The organism is Pseudonocardia sp. (assembly GCF_050246655.1).
In the GTDB taxonomy this organism is placed as follows: domain Bacteria; phylum Actinomycetota; class Actinomycetes; order Mycobacteriales; family Pseudonocardiaceae; genus Pseudonocardia.
Genome location: NZ_JBFWVQ010000027.1, coordinates 1 through 18,163, shown reverse-complemented (window position 1 = coordinate 18,163; position 18,163 = coordinate 1). Strand labels below are relative to the sequence as shown.

The 18,163-nt window shown below is 74.1% G+C and carries 15 protein-coding genes; 6 read left to right on the top strand and 9 right to left on the bottom strand.

Translation table 11 applies throughout. The features are described 5' to 3' along the window. Window positions 1–5 precede the first annotated feature (5 nt). Window positions 6–1,163, top strand: a complete 1,158-nt coding sequence (locus AB7J25_RS11680) for an alpha/beta hydrolase (RefSeq protein WP_428508063.1) — start codon at window positions 6–8, stop codon at window positions 1,161–1,163. Between the two features lie 1,037 nt (window positions 1,164–2,200). Here AB7J25_RS11680 and AB7J25_RS11675 read toward each other — a convergent pair. The 6 genes from AB7J25_RS11675 to AB7J25_RS11650 form a co-directional block, all read right to left on the bottom strand. Further along, the gene (locus AB7J25_RS11675; protein WP_428508061.1) at window positions 2,201–3,439 is read right to left on the bottom strand and encodes a DUF2332 domain-containing protein; all 1,239 of its coding nucleotides are present in this window, start codon (window positions 3,437–3,439) and stop codon (window positions 2,201–2,203) included. Next, the gene (locus AB7J25_RS11670) at window positions 3,417–4,397 is read right to left on the bottom strand and encodes a patatin-like phospholipase family protein (RefSeq protein ID WP_428508059.1); all 981 of its coding nucleotides are present in this window, start codon (window positions 4,395–4,397) and stop codon (window positions 3,417–3,419) included. The genes AB7J25_RS11675 and AB7J25_RS11670 overlap by 23 nt, the downstream gene beginning before the upstream one ends. Window positions 4,398–4,535: 138 nt before the next feature. After that, window positions 4,536–7,790: a bifunctional cytochrome P450/NADPH--P450 reductase gene (locus AB7J25_RS11665; protein WP_428508057.1), complete on the bottom strand. Its 3,255-nt coding sequence runs from the start codon at window positions 7,788–7,790 to the stop codon at window positions 4,536–4,538. Between the two features lie 91 nt (window positions 7,791–7,881). After that, window positions 7,882–8,697 carry a hypothetical protein gene (locus AB7J25_RS11660; RefSeq protein WP_428508055.1) on the bottom strand — a complete coding sequence of 272 codons (816 nt, stop codon included), beginning with the start codon at window positions 8,695–8,697 and terminating at the stop codon, window positions 7,882–7,884. 130 nt (window positions 8,698–8,827) lie between these two features. Continuing rightward, window positions 8,828–9,337, bottom strand: coding sequence for a DUF6912 family protein (locus AB7J25_RS11655; protein WP_428508053.1), 510 nt, complete (start codon window positions 9,335–9,337; stop codon window positions 8,828–8,830). Then, a complete protein-coding gene (locus AB7J25_RS11650) occupies window positions 9,334–10,740 on the bottom strand; it encodes a WS/DGAT/MGAT family O-acyltransferase (protein WP_428508051.1) in 1,407 nt (468 codons plus the stop codon). Before AB7J25_RS11650 ends, AB7J25_RS11655 begins: the two co-directional genes overlap by 4 nt. 22 nt (window positions 10,741–10,762) lie before the next feature. On the opposite strand from AB7J25_RS11650, the gene AB7J25_RS11645 reads away from it, so the two are divergent. The 4 genes from AB7J25_RS11645 to AB7J25_RS11630 are packed head-to-tail and all read left to right on the top strand — an operon-like array spanning window position 10,763 to window position 13,752. Beyond that, complete coding sequence (locus AB7J25_RS11645) at window positions 10,763–11,530, top strand: TrmH family RNA methyltransferase (RefSeq protein ID WP_428508049.1); 768 nt, start codon at window positions 10,763–10,765, stop codon at window positions 11,528–11,530. Beyond that, on the top strand, window positions 11,527–12,207 hold the full coding sequence (locus AB7J25_RS11640; RefSeq protein ID WP_428508047.1) for an SDR family NAD(P)-dependent oxidoreductase: 681 nt from the start codon (window positions 11,527–11,529) through the stop codon (window positions 12,205–12,207). Before AB7J25_RS11645 ends, AB7J25_RS11640 begins: the two co-directional genes overlap by 4 nt. A gap of 29 nt (window positions 12,208–12,236) precedes the next feature. After that, on the top strand, window positions 12,237–13,451 hold the full coding sequence (locus tag AB7J25_RS11635) for an alpha-hydroxy acid oxidase (RefSeq protein WP_428508045.1): 1,215 nt from the start codon (window positions 12,237–12,239) through the stop codon (window positions 13,449–13,451). A gap of 58 nt (window positions 13,452–13,509) precedes the next feature. Beyond that, a complete protein-coding gene (locus AB7J25_RS11630) occupies window positions 13,510–13,752 on the top strand; it encodes an antitoxin (protein ID WP_428508043.1) in 243 nt (80 codons plus the stop codon). A gap of 94 nt (window positions 13,753–13,846) precedes the next feature. Here the strand turns inward: AB7J25_RS11630 and AB7J25_RS11625 are convergent, their stop codons facing one another. Both AB7J25_RS11625 and AB7J25_RS11620 read right to left on the bottom strand, forming a co-directional pair. Further along, entirely contained in the window at window positions 13,847–14,341 is a 495-nt protein-coding gene (locus tag AB7J25_RS11625; RefSeq protein WP_428508041.1) for an HAD-IA family hydrolase, read from the bottom strand. Beyond that, a complete protein-coding gene (locus AB7J25_RS11620; RefSeq protein ID WP_428508039.1) occupies window positions 14,325–14,933 on the bottom strand; it encodes a MarR family transcriptional regulator in 609 nt (202 codons plus the stop codon). The genes AB7J25_RS11625 and AB7J25_RS11620 overlap by 17 nt, the downstream gene beginning before the upstream one ends. A 210-nt stretch (window positions 14,934–15,143) precedes the next feature. On the opposite strand from AB7J25_RS11620, the gene AB7J25_RS11615 reads away from it, so the two are divergent. Then, a complete protein-coding gene (locus AB7J25_RS11615) occupies window positions 15,144–15,671 on the top strand; it encodes an Rv3235 family protein (RefSeq protein WP_428508037.1) in 528 nt (175 codons plus the stop codon). A 98-nt stretch (window positions 15,672–15,769) separates the two neighbouring features. Here the strand turns inward: AB7J25_RS11615 and secA are convergent. Further along, the coding region (gene secA, locus AB7J25_RS11610; RefSeq protein ID WP_428508035.1) for a preprotein translocase subunit SecA at window positions 15,770–18,163 on the bottom strand (2,394 nt) is incomplete at its 5' end.

Genomic DNA, 18,163 nt, shown 5'->3' with positions numbered 1-18,163 from the left:
GGCCTATGATGCCGCCCATCGACCCCATCGCGAGCCTGCCGATCGTGGCCTGGTGGCCGGTTCGCACGCTGCTCCTGGTGCTCGCCCTGGGGTGCGTCGGGTTCGCCGTCGTCGCGCTCCGGAGCGGCTCGGCCCTGCGCCGCGCCGTCGCCGCGGCGCTCACGATGATCCTGCTGATGCTCAACGCCGGCGCGGCCGTCAACGCCTACTACGCCTACTTCCCGACGCTGGGCGAGGCACTGGGCGGCGCGGTCTCGGACGAGACCACGCTGGCCGCCGCGGACGCCGACGAGGGCCGCGTCCCCGCGGCGGGCGTGGTGGTGCCCGTGACGATCCCCGGCACCGCGTCGGGCTTCGTCGGGCGGCAGGCGCAGGTGTACCTGCCGCCTGCCTGGTTTGCGAGGCCGCGCCCGCAGCTGCCGGTGATCCTGCTGCTGCACGGCATCCCCGGTGGCCCGACGGACTGGACCGAGGGCGGGGACGCCGCGGCCACGGCCGACGCCTTCGCCGCGGCGCACGGCGGGGCCGCGCCCGTGCTCGTCATGCCTGACGTCAACGGCAGCGACGTCAACGACACGGAGTGCGTGAACAGCCCGCGCGGCAACATCGAGACCTACCTGACCGAGGACGTGCCCGCTGCGGTCGTCGCCACGTTCGCCACCCATCCCCCGGGGCCGGGGACGTGGGCGATCGCGGGCCTGTCCGAGGGCGGCATGTGCGCGATCATGCTCGCGCTGCGCCACCCCGCCCTGTTCGGCACGTTCGGCGACTTCGGGGGCCTGCTCGGGCCGCGCGTCGGCGACACCAACGACGACCCGGACGCCGCCACCGTCACGACGCTCTTCGGGGGCTCCCAGTCCGCCTACGACGCCCACCAGCCGCAGCTGCTGCTCGCCGATCCCGGGCCCGGCGTGCCCGGGATGGGCGGGTGGTTCCAGGCCGGCTCGGACGATCCGCTGCCGCTGGCCGCGGCGCAGATCCTCGCGCCGCTGGCCCGCCGCGCCGGCATCGAGACCTGCCTGGTGGTCGTCCCGGGCGGGGGTCACACGTTCGACGTGTGGAGCGCGTCGCTGCGGGCCTCGTTGCCGTGGATGGCGGCCCGGCTGGGTCTCGCACCGGTCACCCCGGGGCTCCCGGCGGTGTGCGAGGAGCTGCCCGGCTGATCGGCCGCGGCTGGAGTCGGGGGCACGACATACGGGGCGGGCGCGACGTCCGGAGTGGGCACGACGTCCGGGGTGGGCACGACGTCCGGGGTGGGCGACCGGCGGACGCACCGGCGCGTCGCCGGAACACATGTGCGAGCGGTCGCACACAGCCGCGGGTGCTGGCACACACCGCCGACCGCGTGTGCGAGCACCCCGGGGTCTGTGTGAACCTCGCCGAGGCTGTGCGAGCACCACGGGGTGTGTGCGAGCACCGCCGAGGCTGTGCGAGCACCCGGGGTCTGTGCGAGCCCGCCGGGTGTCGACGGCGCATGAAACTGACCCCCAGTCGGCGCGTGGGTTCCAGGGTGGATTCGAGCGGCCGTCGCAACGGGGTCAGTTTTCGGCCGTCGTTGACACCGGGTGGCGACCGGAGCACCACCGCGCGCGGGCACCGTCGAACACGGGCGGGCCGTCGAACACACGGGCGGGCCGGCGCATCCGCGCAGGCCATGGAACACATGTGCGAGCGGTCGCACACAGCCGCGGGCGCTGGCACACACCGCCGACCGCGTGTGCGACCACCACGTGGTCTGTGCGAGCCCCGCCGAGGCTGTGCGACCACCATGGGGGGTATGCGAGCCCCGCCGGGTGTGTGCGAGCACCACGGGGTCTGTGCGAGCACCGCCGGGCGCCGACCGGAGCACACAGCGCGCGAGCACCGCCGAACACGCGTGCGGGCCGCCGAACACAGGTGCGGGCCGTCGAACACACGGGCGGGCCGGCGCATCCGCGCAGGCCATGGAGCACATGTGCGAGCGGTCGCACACAGCCGCGGGCGCTGGCACACACAGCCGCGGGCGCTGGCACACACCGCCGACCATGTGTGCGAGCACCCCGGGGTCTGTGCGAGCCTCGCCGAGGCTGTGCGAGCCCCACGGGGTATGCGCGAGCCCGCCGGGTGGCGACCGGAGCACCACCGCGCGCGGGCACCGTCGAACACGGGCGGGCCGTCGAACACACGTGCGATCGGTCGCACACAGAAACGAGCGCCGGGGTCACCCGACGAGCCACTCCAGCCAGGCCGATCCCGGGTGCGCCCGCCCGAGGACGGCGCCGGTGCGCCGCCCGTCCCGCACGCTCACCTGTCCGACGACGCCGAACACCCCACCCTCGCGGTTGTCCCGCACCCACGCCGCGGGGACCGCCATGCCCTGGACGGACGCATCCGCCGCCGGACCCAGTGGCACGAGGGGGTCGACCGAGATCCACACCAGGTCGCGCTCGCGACCGATCTCGTCGACGAGAGCGTGAAAGCGGGCCAGCCGGTCCGGCGGCAAGAACACGTGGACGTAGGTGTCGACCAGGCACAGCAGGGTGTCCGCGGGGATCTCCGCGACGACACCGGGCAGCGCGTCGACCAGGTCGCCGCGCACGGCGGGCACGGGCTGAGCGGGAGCCGGATCGAGCACCGGGCCGAGCGGAGGATCGAGCACCGGGCCGACCGCCGGATCGAAAGCCGCGCCGAGCACCGGGGCACGGGCCAGGTCGAGCACCAGGTCGAGCGCGGCGGCGAACCGGGTCACCGCGCCCACCTCGGGCGGGACGCACGCGGTGAGCCAGGCGGCGGTGGCCGGATCGGTCACGTCCAGCGGTTCGGCGTCGACGCCGACACGGTGGGTGATCCGCAGCGCGGCAGGCACCGGCGGCCTCCCGGAGCGCACGGTGCAGGACAGCCGCACCGGCGAGCCGGGATCGCCCGCGACGCGCTCGGTGCCGTCGGGCAGCGCGTAGCGGTAGGCGTACCGGTCGAGGTGCAGCCCCAGCCCCGCCCCGGTGCCGAGATCGACGAGCGCGAGCGGCCTCGGGTCCGACGCGGCCGCCTCCGCGAGCGCGGGCAGCACGTCGAGGCAGCGGCCCACCTCGTTCATCTGGTAGCGGTGCCCGGCGCACAGCGCGCCGATCGCCTGCGCCTCGGCCAGGGCGAACGCGTGCAGCGCGGGCCGGAAGCCGCCGTCGCGCGGTGGCTGCGACCCGCCCGGGACCGGGTAGTAGGCGGTCAGCGGCCGGGGCCGCAGCTCGTCGATCCGCCGCCGCAGGGCAGCGGAGAGCAGCAGTGCCGGGAGCCGGTCCGGCGGGATCGCGGTGGCGAGGTCGAGCAGGACGTCGTCCTCGGCGATGGTGGCGAACGTCTCCGCGGTCAGCCACCAGCTCGGCGGGGCGCCGGGCGGGGACCAGGCCCTGGCGACCGACCGCGCCTGCGCGGCGACGACGTCACGGTGCTCCGAGGGCCCCACGGTCCACCTCCGCACGCATCCACGCGGCGAGCGCCTCCGCGCCGCGCTCGTGGCCGAAGCCCATGATCCGGTCCGCGTCCGCTTCCGTGAACCGGAAGAACGAGCCGGCGGAGAACGCGAGACGGCGTGGCTCGACCAGCACCATCGGCACGTCGCGGCGGTCGGTGGCCCCGGCCCGCGCCAGCTCGTTCACCGTGGCGGCGTGCTCCAGGTCCGCGCGCAGCGCGAAGTGGGCCAGGTTGTCCACGAGCAGCCCGATCGTCTCGCCGAGCGACGCGGGCGGCGGCGCGGGGCGCGTCCCGCCACTGCCGGAGACCACCACGACGGCGTCCGGCTCGTAGTCCATCACCGGCGCGAGCGGCGTGTTGGCCACCGTGCCCGCGTCCACGAGCAGCCGCCCGTCGATCTCCACCGGCGGGAAGGCCACCGGCACCGCGGCGCTGGCCAGCAGGTGCTCGACGGTGAGCGGCCCCGGGAGGATCGCCGAGCCGGGCCGCGGCGCAGGCCTGCTGCCGAACCGCAGCACCTCCCCCGTCGCGACGTCCACGGCCGACACGACGAGCGTGCGCCCGTCCGCGACGGGCAGCTCGGGGCCGCCGAGCCGCTCCCGCAGCGCCGTCCGGGCGGGCGAGCTGTCCAGCAACGCGGTCCACCCGACGGAGCCCAGCGCCCAGTCCAGCAGGTGCGGCGCACCGCGCAGCATGTTCTCGATCTTCGGCAGCCGGTACACGTCGGTGCGCCAGCGGGCGACGTCGGACCAGCGGATCCCCCGCCACATCGCCGCGAGTGCCGCCGCGTCCATCCCGACGGCGAGCGCCGCGGCGTTGACCGCCCCCGCCGACACGCCCGAGAAGATCCGTGGCCGCAGCCCGGCCTCCTCGACGGCGCGGACCACACCCGCCCCGAAGTACGCGGCAGGCGCCCCGCCCCCGGAGAACACCATCGCCACGCCGCCCACGGTGATCAGGATGCCGGGCCTCGCCGCCCCCGTCGAGCCTGCCGCGCGCCGCCCCGGCCATGATCGCCGGGAATGCGGCACGACGCCCGTATCCGGGCTGCCGCCACATTCCCGGTGATCACGGGATACCGGACGCTCTCAGCCGCCCCAGATGTCCTCCACGAAGCGGCCCGCGGCGCGCATGTCGGCCAGCCACGCCTGGGCGTCCTCGGCGGAACCACCCGTGTGCGCGCGGTGGATGTCGACGAGTGCCGCCCGCACGCCCGGCGCCATCGTGTTGGCGTTGCCGCACACGAAGATCGACGCGCCCCGCTGGATGAGGTCCCACACCTCGTCGCCGCGCGCGGCCATCTCGTGCTGGACGTAGCGCCGCCCGTCCTGGGGGCTGCCCGAGAACACCGTGCGCACGGTCAGCGCCGCGGTCTTCTCGAACTCGCGCAGCTCGTCGGCGTAGAGGTAGTCCTGCTGGGGGTCGCGGCAGCCGAAGAACAGCAGCGACTCGCCGAGGGTGGCACCGTTCTCCCGCTGCGCTGCCCGCTCCTCCAGGAAGCCCCGGAAGGGCGCGAGGCCCGTCCCCGCCCCGACCATGATCATCGGGACGGACGGGTCAGCGGGCGGCCGGAACGGGATCGACGGCTCGCGCACGAACGCGAACACCGTGCTGTGCGGCGCGAGCGTGGACAGGTGGTTCGAGCAGACGCCCTGGAACGTCCGGCCGCTGCCGTCGCGCAGCGGTGACCGCAGCACGCCGGTCGTGATCGTGCAGACCTCCGCGTCGGCCAGCGGCGACGAGGAGATCGAGTAGTACCGCGGCCGCAGCGGGGGCAGCATGTCGAGGTAGACCTCGAACGGCAGGTCGCACGCCGGGTGGTCCTCGAGCAGGTCGATGAGTGACCGGTGCGGGGTGAACACCTGTTCGCGGTAGTGCGCCTGCGACTCGGGGTCGTCGCCCGCGAGCGCTTCCAGCGCGGCCTTCTGGTGAGGGTCACCGGTGTGGTCGGCCAGCACCTGGATGTCCGCCCGGGACGCGACGTCCTGCAGCTCCACGCAGCTGCCGAGCACGCCGAGCAGCGGCGCGGGCTCGTCGATCGGCAGGTGGGTGTGGTTGCCGCGGTTCGGGACGATCGTCACGTACGTGCCCGCGTCGAGGGTGAACCGGGCCATCACCCGGCGGATGAGGTCGACGCTGTTGCGCGGCAGCACGCCGAGGTGGTCGCCCGCCCGGTAGGTCACCCCCTCCGGAAGGGCGATCGCGACGTGGCGGGTGGAGCGGGTCGGCAAGCGCCCGTTGGCGGCGCGGTTGAGCTCGCGGTTGTCGCGGACCAGCGCGGGCCGCGCGGCGTAGGACATGATCACCGGGTTGGTCAGCTGCCGGTTCGTCGTCGTGATCGTCAGGCGCGGGCCCGCCGCCGCGGGCTCGGCGATGTCCGCGGGCAGGTCCAGGGCCGCGACCAGGTCGGTCCACAGGCCGCTGCGCCACGCGCGGTACTGCGAGTCGAAGTCGCCGCGCTGGTCGCCCTCCCCGCGCGGGTGGATGCGGTGGGCGCCGTGCGCCTCGAGCTGCGCGTCCACCAGGGTCGGCACGGCCTGGTAGGTCGCGGCCCACTCGGTGTTGCCGCAGCCGAAGACGGTGTACGCCGCGCCGGCGCAGGCGTCGGCGGGCGTGTCGGCGGCGGTCAGCCACCCGCAGAAGTCCGCGGCGTTGTCCGGTGGCGTGCCGTTGTACGAGGAGCAGACGATGATCGTCGCGCCGTCCGCGGGGAGCTTGCCGATGTTCTCGTCGAGCGCACCCTGGGTGACCGCGAAGCCGCGCTCGGTGCCCTCCTGGGCGAGCTTCGTCGCGATCGCCTCGGAGGCGCCGAGGTTGGAGCCGAAGAGCACCGCGAGCGGGGTCCCGTGCCGCGCGACGGTGGCGGCGACGGGCCGCGCCGCCTCCTGCGCGGCCGGCGTGGCCTGCACCGGCTCCCGGTACACGGGCGCGTCGGCGCGGCGGCGCACCTTGATGCGCAGCTCGTCGGGCTTGATGGTGAGGGTCGTCTTGGTCTTGAGCTGGTAGTCCAGGTCGTCGACGAACTCGAAGCGCTGCACGAGCATCGCGAGCACCAGCACGGCTTCCTGCATCGCGAAGACCCGGCCGATGCAGGCCCGCTGCCCGGTCCCGAACGGCTTGTACGCGTTGGGGGGAAGCGCGGCGCGGCGCTCCGGTGCGAAGTGGTCCGGGTTGAACTCCTCGGCGTCGTCACCCCAGATCGTCCGGTCACGGTGCAGCATCCCGGACAGCACGGTGAGCGGCGTGCCGGCGGGGATCGCGTAGCGCCCGCCGATCACGGTGTCCTCGGTCGGGGTGCGGTTGAACCCCGGCGCGGTCGGCCACAGCCGCAACGACTCGGCAAGGATCTGGTCGATGTAGGTGAGCCGGTGCACCTGCTCGTAGGTCGGCTGGAGCGAACCGCCCAGCACCTCGTCGACCTCGGCCCGCGCCCGCGCGAGCACGTCGGGGTTCTTCATCAGGTAGTAGATCGCGAAGGACAGCAGGCCGCTCGTGGTCTCGTGGCCCGCGATCAGGAACGTGATGCACTGGGCGCGGATGTTGTCGTCCGGCAGCTTCTCCCCGGTCCTCGGATCGACGCCGTTGATCATGCGGCCGAGCAGGTCGCGGGTCTCACCCGCGGCCCCCTGGGCGCGGCGTTCCCGGATCAGTCCGTCGACCAGCGCCGCCATGTACTGCTGGTCCTCCTCCAGCTGCCGCGTGGCCCGGATCCGCAGGCGCCGCTGGATCGGCAGCTGCTGCATGCGCGCCTGCGACTCGGAGAGCGTGCGCACCATCGCGGCGACGAACGGGTGCTGGGTGTCGCGGTAGAACGAGTTGAACCGGTAGCCGAAACCGCACAGCGCGATGGTGTCCAGCGTCAGGCGGGTCATGTCCGCCGGCACGTCGACCTCGTCGTCGGGGTTCAGCCGCTCCCACTTCTCCACGAGCTGGTCGGCGATGTCCTGCATCATCGGCAGGTACTCGTGCATGTTCTGCATGCTGAACGGCGAGAGCAGGATGTTGTGCGCCCGGTGCCAGAGCGGGTCGGCGGTGTCCGCGGTGAACAGCCCCGCGCCGATGGCGCCCTTGCGCAGGTTCGCGAGCCCCCCGCCCACCAACTTGTCGAAGCGCGCGTCGTCGCAGATCTCGTCGACGAGGTCGGCCCCGCTGACGACGATCCGGGCGCCGCCACCCGGCACCACGATCCGCAGGATCGGGCCGTACTCCCTGGCCATCGCCATCATGCTGTCGAACGGCGCGTGGGTGTCGATGTCGAACAGGTTGCCCACGAGCGGCAAACCTCGCGGACCGGGGATCTCGTCGATGCCCACCGGTGTCGTCGGTTCGGTCGGTTCGGTCACGGGTGTCGCTCCGTCCCGGGCGGTCCGCCGCACGTCACGATCCGTCCGGGGCGTCGCGGCGGTGACGCGGCCAGGGCGGTGTCGCGCAGGGTCAACGCCGGAGGGCGCGGAACACCAGGGTGGCGCTCACGACGATCACCCAGCTCGGGAACACGAGCAGCGTCGACGGGTGGTAGGTCGTGTTGACCAGCAGGAACGTCGCGGCGAGGTAGCCGAGGACGACAAGCCAGCGCGGCAGCAGGCCCGTCGTCCGCATCGTCGACGTCATGGTCATCATGTACATGCCCGCGGCCCGCACCCCGTAGATGAACGCGAAGGCGTAGCCGACCCCGGCGAGCGAGCGGGCCACCTCGGGGGACGGCGGCGGGAGGGTCGTGAACACCCCGAGCAGCGCGGGGGCGCCGACGGCCGCAGCGCTCGCGAACATCATCGCCACGAACAGGATCCCCGAGGCGAGGTGCAGCCCGAACGGGAGCTTCGACGGCGGCCCCGGATGCGCCTCGACGAGGTTGCGCGTTGCGGTCATGTGCCAGAGCCAGGCGATCCCCGCGAACGGCACGAGGTGCATGCCCACGGTGACGAGGACGTCGCCGCCGTCGGCGTAGAACGCCGCGTAGACCGCGTCCGGATCGGACAGGCCCGGCGCCTGCAGCAGGAGCACCATCGAGGCGATGACCAGTGCGGCGAAGACCACTCCGCTGATCGCGCAGACGATCGCGTACCCGCGGATCTCCCGGGCGGCGCTGTCGGCGCTGTCGGCGCTCTCGACACTCTCCGCGCTCTCGACACTCTCCGCGCTGCCCCCGCTGTCGCTGCCGTCGACACCGCCACTGCCGTCGACCCTGTCGCCGCTGCCTTCGCCGGACGACGGCCCGGACGTCGCAGCCGGAACGGTGGTACCCGCCATCGCAACCCCCGTCGGACGGCCCCCGGGACGCGGAGGTCGCTGCGGCACCCCTCCCACCCGGGGCGCCAGGTCCGTCCTAGTCGTACACCCGGGGGGCGGTCAATCGGCTCTTCGGCTCAGCCGGGGTGCGTCAACCCGGGTCGGCGACCAGGAAGACGATCTCCGACGGGTCGTACCAGGCCAGCTCGTGGTCCTCGGCCTCGCCCACGAGGAAGTCCGCGTCCATGTCTCCCAGATCGGCGGCGTCGATCGCCCCCGCCGCCTGCCGGACGGCGTACTCCGCGTCCTCGGTGTCCACGTGCACGGCGGCCACCTTCTCCAGCGGCACCGTGCCCGCGATCCTGACGGCGCCGTCGTCGAGGTCCGGACGGGGCGTGACGTCCTCCAGGTCGGCCGAGACCACCACCCGCCGCGACGGCGTGGCATCCTCGCCGAGCCCCAGCTCCACCGCCAGCAGCCGCAGCGACGCCCGGGCGGCCTCCGTCATCGCCGCGTACTCGAGGTCCTCGTCGTCACCGGCCGTGTACCGCTCCCGCAGCCGGGGCGTGAGCGCGAACGCCGTGCCGCCGATCGGGAGCATCTCCCCGGTCTTCGCGAGGCGTCGAAGCATCGGCCAGGTCGCCGGAACGTAGATCCTCACGACACCGTCCCCACCAGCTCGTCCAGTGATTCGTCGACCAGGCCCGCCAGCACGTCCACGTCCGGCATCGCGTCCCGGTCGGCGTTGAACCCGTAGTAGACCCCGCCGTCGTAGGACGTGAGCCCGATCGCGAGCGCCTGCCCCTTCGCGAGCGGTACGACGGGGAACATCTCCAGCATCCGGGCGCCCGCCGCGTACAGCGGGAACTGCGGCCCCGGCACGTTCGTCACCATCACGTTGAAGATCCGGCTCGACATGCCGCTGGCCGCGCGCGCCCCGAGCGCGTGCAGCGTGGGCGGGGCGAACCCGCCGATCCGCACCAGCGTGCCCGCGCCCACCGACGGGTGCGACGCCGTGTGCTCGCGCATCGCGTGCGTGACGTGGTGCAGGCGCACCACCGGGCTCGGCTCGCCGACCGGCAGGTCGATGAGGAACGACACGACGCGGTTGCCCAGCGAGCCCGAGACCGAGCTGGGGACGTCGGCCTCGCCGCGCACCGACAGCGGCACCATCGCCCGCACCGCGCTCGACCCCGTGACGGCCTCGCCCCGGGAGAGCAGCCAGTTGCGCAGGGCTCCCGCCACCACCGACAGCACCACGTCGTTCACCGTGCAGCCGTGCGCCGCCCGGACCCGCCGGTAGCACTCGAGCTGCGTGCGGGCCACCGCGAACCGCCGCTGCGTGGAGACCGTCGCGTTGAGGGGGCTGCCCGGGGCCCGGCGGCTTGCCTTCCACGCCACGGAGAACACCTGGCCCACGCCGTCCGCGAGCTTCCCGACGGTCGCGATCGCGTCCCCCGCCGCCGTCCGCGCGGTGTCCACCAGCTCGCCGGGCCGCTGCACCGCCTCCACCAGCGCACCGAGCACCAGCTTCGTATCCGACGGCTCCGGTCGCGGCATCCACAGCTCGTCCGGCACCGGTCGCGGATCCGGCGACACGTCGAGGATCACCTGGCCGATGTCGATCGCGCTGACGCCGTCCACCATCGCCTGGTGGGTCTTCGCCAGCACCGCCGTGCGGTCGCGGGCGAGGCCGTCCACCAGGTACATCTCCCAGAGCGGGCGGGCATGGTCCAGCGGCCGCGACATCAGCCGCGCCACCAGCTCGTTGAGCTGCGCGTCCGTACCGGGCTTCGGCAGCGCCGAGCGGCGGACGTGGTAGGCCACGTCGAAGTCCGGATCGTCGACCCACACCGGCCGCGCCAGGTTGCCCGGCACGTGGCGCACCTTCTGCCGGTAGCGCGGCACCCGCGCGAGCCGCTGCTCGATCAGCTCGACGAGCCGGTCGTAGTCGAACCCGCTCCGCGGCCGCCGGAAGATCGACACGGTCCCGACATGCATCGGGGTCGTCGGAGCCTCCAGGTACAGGAACGAGGCGTCGAGGGCGGAGAGCCGGGGAGGCATGCGGCGATCCTAGGCTCGGCGTGTGTCAGCCGAGAGATCCGCGCATGCCCGCTCACCGAAGGACACCTTCATCACGGTGTACGGGCGGCGCCCGGTGCTGGAGGCGCTGGACGACGAGCGCCTGCGCGTCGACAAGGTGATCCTCGCCGAGGACCAGCGCGGCGAGCCGGCCCGCGCGATCCTCGCCGCCGCGAAGGCCCGCGGCGTCCCCGTGCAGCGGGCGTCGGCGCACCGGGTCAAGGTCCTCGCCGGCAACGGCCGCCACGACCAGGGCGTGCTCGCCGACGTCGTCGCCCCCCGGATGGCGCCCGTCGCCGATTTCGTCGCCGGGCACCCCGGGCCGGCCGCCGTGCTCGTCCTCGACGGGGTCACCAACCCCGCCAACGTCGGGATGCTGCTGCGTTCGGCCACCGCCGCCGGGCTCGACGGCGTGCTGCTCCCCCGCCGTGGGGTGCCGTCGATCGACCCGATGGTCGTCAAGGCCTCCGCGGGGGTCGCCTTCCGGGCCCCCGTGCTGCGCGCCGCCACCGCCGCCGAGGGCTGCGCGACGCTGCGCGAGGCCGGGTTCGCCGTCCACGGCCTCGACGCGGGGGGTTCCTCGCTGCTGGAGGCATCGCTCCCGGAGCGGGTGGCGCTCGTGCTCGGCGGCGAGACCGCGGGCCTGTCACCCGAGGTCCGGGCCGCCTGCACCGGGCTGCTCGCGATCCCGATGGACGGTGGCGTCGAGTCGCTCAACGTCGCGAGCGCCGGGGCCGTGGCCGCGTTCGAGCTGCGCAGGCGGCGGGGATGACCCGCGCCGGGACCGCCGTCGTCACGGGCGGGTCGCGCGGCATCGGCCTGGCGGTCGTGCGCGCGCTCGCCGCGAGCGGGATGACCGTCGTGCTCGGCGCCCGCGACCCGGCGACCGTTCCCGGCGGCCTCGGCGAGGCCGTCCTCGTCCGGCGGCTGGATGTCACCTCCCGCGGGGACGCCGCCGCGGTCGCCGACGAGCTGCGCGCCCGCGGCAGCGGGCTGGACGTGCTCGTCAACAACGCGGCCGTCGGCTACGACACCTGGCAGGACGCCGCCCGCGCCGATCTCGACGCCGTCGAGGAGATCCTGCGCACGAACCTGGTCGGCGCCTGGCGGGCGGCCGTCGCGCTGCTGCCCCTGATGGGCCGCGGCGCGCGGATCGTGAACGTGTCCAGCGGGGCGGGGTCGTTCGGCGAGGGCGGCGGGGCGGGCGCCCCCGCCTACTCGGTGTCCAAGGCCGGGCTGAACATGCTCACCGTCCGGCTCGCGGCCGCCGTCCGCCCGCGCGGCGTGCTCGTCAATGCCGTCTGCCCCGGCTGGGTCGCCACCGACATGGGTGGCCCCGGTGGGCGCCCGGTCGCCGAGGGCGCAGCGAGCGTCCTCCACGCCGTCGACCTGCCACCCGGTGGGCCGACCGGGCGCTTCTTCCGGGACGGCCGCGAGATCCCGTGGTGATCAGCAGCACGGCGCCTAGGGTGGGCCGCATGGTCCGGCGACGCCTGCCCCGTCCGTCCGAGCTGCGTCCCCTCCTGCGACCGGCCCCGATCACGCTGGACCCCACCGAGCGCAGGCTGGCCCGGGCGGCGAGCATCTCCGACCTGCGCGCGATCGCGCGCCGCCGCACCCCCCGGGCCGTCTTCGACTACGCGGACGGCAGCGCGGACTCCGAGATCACCCTGCGCCGCGCCCGGGAGGCCTACCGGCGCATCGAGTTCCGCCCGACCGTCCTCACCGACGTGAGCAGCGTCGACACCAGCCGCGAGGTCCTCGGCGGGCGCTGCGCGCTGCCGTTCGCCCTCGCCCCCGTCGGCTTCCTGCGGATGATGCACACCGAGGGCGAGCGCGCCAGCGCCGCCGTCGCGCAGGCCGCCGGCATCCCGGTGTCGCTCTCGACCATGGGCACCACCACCATCGAGGACGTCGCCGCGGCCGCTCCCACCGGGCGCAAGTGGTTCCAGCTCTACCTGTGGCGCGACCGCGAACCCGCCAAGGACCTCGTCGCCAGGGCCGCCGCGAGCGGGTTCGACACGCTCATGCTCACCGTCGACACCCCCGTCGGCGGGGCGCGGCTGCGCGACGTCCGCAACGGGCTCGCCATCCCGCCCGCTCTCACGCTGCGCACCTTCCTCGACGGCGCGATGCACCCGAACTGGTGGTTCGACCTCCTCACCACCGAGCCGCTCACCTTCGCGAGCCTCACCACGACCGGCGGCACGCCCGCCGAGATGATCAACCGCGTCTTCGATCCGGCCCTCACCATGGCGGACGTCGAGTGGCTGCGCGGCATCTGGCCCGGCAAGCTCGTCGTCAAGGGCGTCCAGGGCGTCGAGGACGCGCGGCGCGTCGTGGAGGCCGGCGCGGACGGCGTGCTGCTGTCCAACCACGGCGGCCGCCAGCTCGACCGCGCCCCCGTCCCGCTGGAGCTCGTGCAGCCCGTGTCGGAGGCCGTCGGTGACCGCGCCGAGGTCCTCGTCGACACCGGGATCATGCACGGCGGCGACGTCGTCGCCGCCCTCGCGCTCGGCGCCCGCGCCGCCGTCGTCGGCCGCGCGTACGTCTACGGGCTCATGGCCGGCGGGCGCCGCGGCGTCGCCAAGGCCGTCGACATCCTCGCCGCCGAGGTCGTCCGCACCCTCCAGCTGCTCGGCGTGACGAGCGTCGACTCGCTGCGACCGCACCACGTCCGGCTCCGCGGCTAGGCCGTTCGGGGGCATGTCACGCTGGCGCATCCCGCACGGAAGGGCCAAGGTGTGCGCCATGGGTTTCCTCGACAAGGCCAAGAATCTGCTGGGCCAGCACGACGACAAGGTCGACCAAGCGCTGGAGAAGGCCGGCGAGGCCGCCAAGGAGCGCTTCGCAGGTCACGACGAGCAGATCGACAAGGTCGTCGACCTCGCGCAGCAGCACACCGGCGCAGGCGACACCACTGCTGCGCCGCCCCAGGACGCTCCGGCCCCACCGGAGCCGGCGCCCGCCGACAACCCGCCGCCGCAGCAGTAGGCCCCGGCGCGGGAACCGTCCCGCCACGAGCGGCACCCTCGTGCGCACCGTGCGCACGAGGGTGCCGTTCGTTGCGCGGCTCGGGGCAGCATTCTCACGGCAGGTCGAGCAGGATCTCGACCTCCTCGACGGTGAGGCTGACCGCCCGGTGCAGCACGCCGACGGCTCCGGCGGCCGTCGCCCCGCGGACGTTGCGCGCCAGGTCGTCCACCACCACGCACTCGGTCGGCGCCACCCTCAGCAGTCCCGCCACTCGCCGGAACACCTCCGGGTCCGGCTTGCGGACCCCGAGCGACCCACCCAGGACCACGACGTCGAACAGGCGGGCCACCGCGTCGGGCACCGCGTGGGCGTCCGACACCAGCGCCGTCGCGAGCCCGGCCTTCCGCGCACGGTGGGGCAGCGACAGCATCGGTGCGCCCTCGGTGAGCACGCCGCCGTAGTCCATGACGAGGGCGCGCAGACCCGTCGCCGTGCCCGGACCGGTGGCGTTCGCCGCCGTGGATGCGGCCGGGTCACCGGCAGCTGCCGCCGCGGTCGGGCCACCCGCAGCGGGCGAGGCGGGATCGGGGTCAGCGGGCGCAGCCATCCTCGCCATCCTCGGCGACAGCCGCGAGCAGGGCCAGCAGGTACCTGCGGACGACCGCCTCGTCGTCGGGCGGGAGCTGCGGCAGCCGCACCCCGGTCGCGGCGCGGACCAGCGGGTACGCCCGCGCGAGGCGGCGGCTGCCGTCCGCGGTGATCGCGAGCCGGACGACGCGGCGGTCGTCCGGGTCCCGGGCCCGACGGACGTCGCCCGCGTCCTCCAGCGCGTCCAGGGCCGGGGTGAGCGTGGCCGGTGCGACGCCGAGGCGCGCGGCGAGCTCGCGGTGGGAGAGCCCGGCGCCACCGGCAGGTGGGGCACCCGCCCCGCGTCGCCGGGAGCCGGGCCCGGCGACTCCCTCTCGCACGAGGGTGTCGTGGGCGGTGGCGGACCCGTTCAGGCCGGAATCCAGGCCGGAATCCACAGTGGCGCCCGGGGCAGCCGGCTCACCGGCCAGAGCCGCGAGCACGCCGAGCGCCGTCGTGCTCAGCCCGTGCTCGGCCACCGCCCGCCGGTGGCGCCGGGCGACGGCGGTCCCGGCCCGGGCGACGAGCCCCGCGAGCGGCGCCCACGCCAGCTCGTCCAGCGGGTGGGTCATCGCGCCACGGTACGGCCGCGGTTGCCGTCAGGAGGTCGAATCGTGGAGGTCCGCCCGCCTCGGAGCCCGCCCGAGCCCGCTCGCCCCCCGAACCCGCCCGCGCCCGCTCGCCGACGACACTCGGATCCCCGGCCGTTCGGCGCCGTACCGTTCGGTGCCGAACCTGCACGATCCGCCCCGCCGGAGGTCCTCGCCGCCCACCCTGGGCGGGTGACGATCACTGCCATCCCCGCCGCACCGACGGCGCAGGCGCCACGCCTGCGCCGCGTCCGCTACGAGCCGCTACCCGGCGAACGCCTCGGCGGGCCGGTCCGGGCGCTGCCGCCACGCGAGCCGCCCACGCCGTCCCGGAGGGCCGGGCCGCCCGCCGCCGCCCGCCGGGTCGCCGATCACACCGCCGATCACACCGCCGATCACACCGCCGGCCGGGTCGACGACCTCCGTGACGAGGTCGAGGCCGCGTTGCTGCTGGTCCTGGACGTCCTCGACGGCAGGCGCCCGGCCTGGCAGCTCACGGCGCACCTCGCACCGGACGCGCTGCGCTGCGTGCGGTCGGCCGCACGCCGGGGAAGCGGTCGCAGCCGGCTCGCGTCGGTACGGATCTGCCGTCCGGCGCCGGGGGCGGCCGAGGTGGCCGCCGTCTACCGCCTGGACGGGCGCGCACGCGCCGTCGCCGCCCGCTTCGAACCGCGTGCGCCGGGCGGACGGTGGCGGTGCGTCGCGATCCGCCTCGGCTGACGGCACCCGCGGATCATGATCACCCGATCCGTGACGCAACGTGCACCGGTGCACGTCATGTCACGGGAGCGGCGATCACCGCACCGGGGCGGGAGCGCTCAGGGACGCGCCCCCGTCGGTGACCCGTGGCACTGCTTGTACTTGCGGCCCGACCCGCAGGGACACGGGCGGTTGCGCGACGGCGTCGCCGTCGTACCCGAGACGGGACCGGAACCGGCGGCGGATCCGGTGCGCCCGTTCCCCGTACGCGCGCCACCGGAGCCGACGCGCTGCGGCGTGCCGTCCTCGGACGGCCCGACGTAGCTGAGGTTCGCGGGACGGCGGGCGCGCAGGGCGGGCGGAAGCACGCTGTCGGCGGGCTGCTCGAACTGCTCGGTCGGAGGCTCGGCCGCCCGGGCCGCGGCGCGCCCGCGCCGAGTCGTGGGCTGGGTGCGTGTACCCCGCGGCGGGGTGGCGACGTCGTCCGGGGAGGGGGCGGCGTCGTCCGGGGAGGAAGCTGAGGGGGCCTCCGCGGCCGTCGTGCCCTCGGTCGATGCGGGCGCTTCGGTCGGCGTGGCGTCGGCCGGAGGCTGCTGCGCCACCAGCTCGATCTTGAACAGCAGGCCGACCGTCTCCTCCTTGATCCCCTCCTGCATCGCCACGAACATGTCGTAGCCCTCGCGCTGGTACTCGATCAGCGGGTCGCGCTGCGCCATGGCCCGCAGCCCGATGCCCTCCTTGAGGTAGTCCATCTCGTAGAGGTGCTCGCGCCACTTGCGATCCAGGACCTGCAGCAGCACCTGCCGCTCCAGCTCGCGCATCCCGCCGCGGTCCGCGATGACCGCGTCGATCTGCTCGGCCCGCGCGGCGTAGGCGGCCTTGGCGTCGGCCACGACGGCCTCGGCGAGCGACTCGCGGGTGAGGTCGCCGGGGTCGTCCAGCGTGCCGTCGGGATCGTCGGCGTCGACCCCGCCCGCCAGGTCCTCCCAGCGGATCGAGACCGGGTAGAGCTGGCGCAGGGCGGCCCACAGCTTGTCGAGGTCCCAGTCCTCGGCGTAGCCCTCGGCGGTCGCACCGTGGACGTACGCCTCTACCACGTCGGTGATCATGTGCTGGATCTGGTCCCCGACGTCCTCGCCTGCCAGCACCCGGCGGCGCTCGTCGTAGATGACGGTGCGCTGCTTGTTGAGCACCTCGTCGTACTTCAGGACGTTCTTGCGGATCTCGAAGTTCTGCTGCTCGACCTGTGTCTGGGCGCTGCGGATGGCCTTGGTGACCATGCCGGCCTCGATCGGGACGTCGTCCGGCACGTTGAGCCGGTTCATGATCGACTCGACGATCTGGCCGTTGAACCGGCGCATCAGCTCGTCACCGAGGGACAGGTAGAACCGCGACTCCCCGGGGTCGCCCTGGCGGCCGGAGCGGCCGCGCAGCTGGTTGTCGATGCGCCGCGACTCGTGCCGTTCGGTGCCGAGCACGTACAGGCCCCCCGCCGCCTTCACCTTCTCGGCGTCGGCCGCGACCTGCTCCTTGATCTGGGCGTACACGTCGTCCCAGGCCGCCTCGTACTCCTCGCGCGTCTCCACGGGATCGAGCCCGCTCTCGCGCAGCTCGACGTCGGCGAGGAACTCGGGGTTGCCGCCGAGGACGATGTCCGTGCCCCGGCCGGCCATGTTCGTGGCGACCGTGATGGCCCCGGCGCGCCCCGCGACGGCCACGATGTGGCTCTCCCGCTCGTGCTGCTTGGCGTTGAGCACCTCGTGCGGCACCTGACGCTGCTTGAGCAGCTTCGAGAGGTACTCCGACTTCTCCACGCTCGTGGTGCCGACCAGCACCGGCTGGCCCGCCTCGAACTTCTCGGCGATGTCGTCGGCCACCGCGTCGAACTTCGCGACCTCGGTCTTGTAGATGAGGTCGGCCTGGTCGGCGCGGATCATCGGCCGGTTCGTCGGGATCGGGAGGACGCCCAGCTTGTAGATCTGGTCCAGCTCGGCGGCCTCCGTCTGGGCGGTGCCCGTCATGCCGGCAAGCTTGGTGTAGAGGCGGAAGTAGTTCTGCAGCGTGATCGTCGCGAGCGTCTGGTTCTCCGCCTGGACCTCCACGCCCTCCTTGGCCTCGATGGCCTGGTGGATGCCCTCGTTGTAGCGGCGCCCGGCCAGGATGCGGCCGGTGAACTCGTCGACGATGAGGACCTTGCCGTCCCGGACGATGTAGTCCTTGTCCTTCTTGAACAGCTCCTTGGCCTTGAGCGCGTTGTTGAGGAAGCCGACGAGCGCGGTGTTGGCGGCGTCGTAGAGCCCGCCCTTCTCCTCGTTCATCGTTCCGCCCTCGACCGGCACCGGCTTGAGGCCGAGCTGGTCCTCGACCAGCCGCACGCCGTCCTCGGTGACGCCGACGGTGCGCTTGCGCTCGTCCACCTCGTAGTGGACGTCCCGCTCGAGCAGCGGCGCGATCCGCGCGAACTCGGCGTACCAGCGCCCGCTCTCCCCCGCCGGACCGGAGATGATCAGCGG

Bases quoted from the DNA above. Each gene is read 5' to 3' on its own strand.
- AB7J25_RS11640 (WP_428508047.1), top strand. From the start codon at position 11,527: ATGACCCGCGCCGGGACCGCCGTCGTCACGGGCGGGTCGCGCGGCATC.
- AB7J25_RS11680 (WP_428508063.1), top strand. From the start codon at position 6: ATGATGCCGCCCATCGACCCCATCGCGAGCCTGCCGATCGTGGCCTGG.
- AB7J25_RS11630 (WP_428508043.1), top strand. From the start codon at position 13,510: ATGGGTTTCCTCGACAAGGCCAAGAATCTGCTGGGCCAGCACGACGAC.
- AB7J25_RS11660 (WP_428508055.1), bottom strand. From the start codon at position 8,697: ATGGCGGGTACCACCGTTCCGGCTGCGACGTCCGGGCCGTCGTCCGGC.
- AB7J25_RS11650 (WP_428508051.1), bottom strand. From the start codon at position 10,740: ATGCCTCCCCGGCTCTCCGCCCTCGACGCCTCGTTCCTGTACCTGGAG.
- AB7J25_RS11625 (WP_428508041.1), bottom strand. From the start codon at position 14,341: ATGGCTGCGCCCGCTGACCCCGATCCCGCCTCGCCCGCTGCGGGTGGC.
- AB7J25_RS11635 (WP_428508045.1), top strand. From the start codon at position 12,237: ATGGTCCGGCGACGCCTGCCCCGTCCGTCCGAGCTGCGTCCCCTCCTG.
- AB7J25_RS11620 (WP_428508039.1), bottom strand. From the start codon at position 14,933: ATGACCCACCCGCTGGACGAGCTGGCGTGGGCGCCGCTCGCGGGGCTC.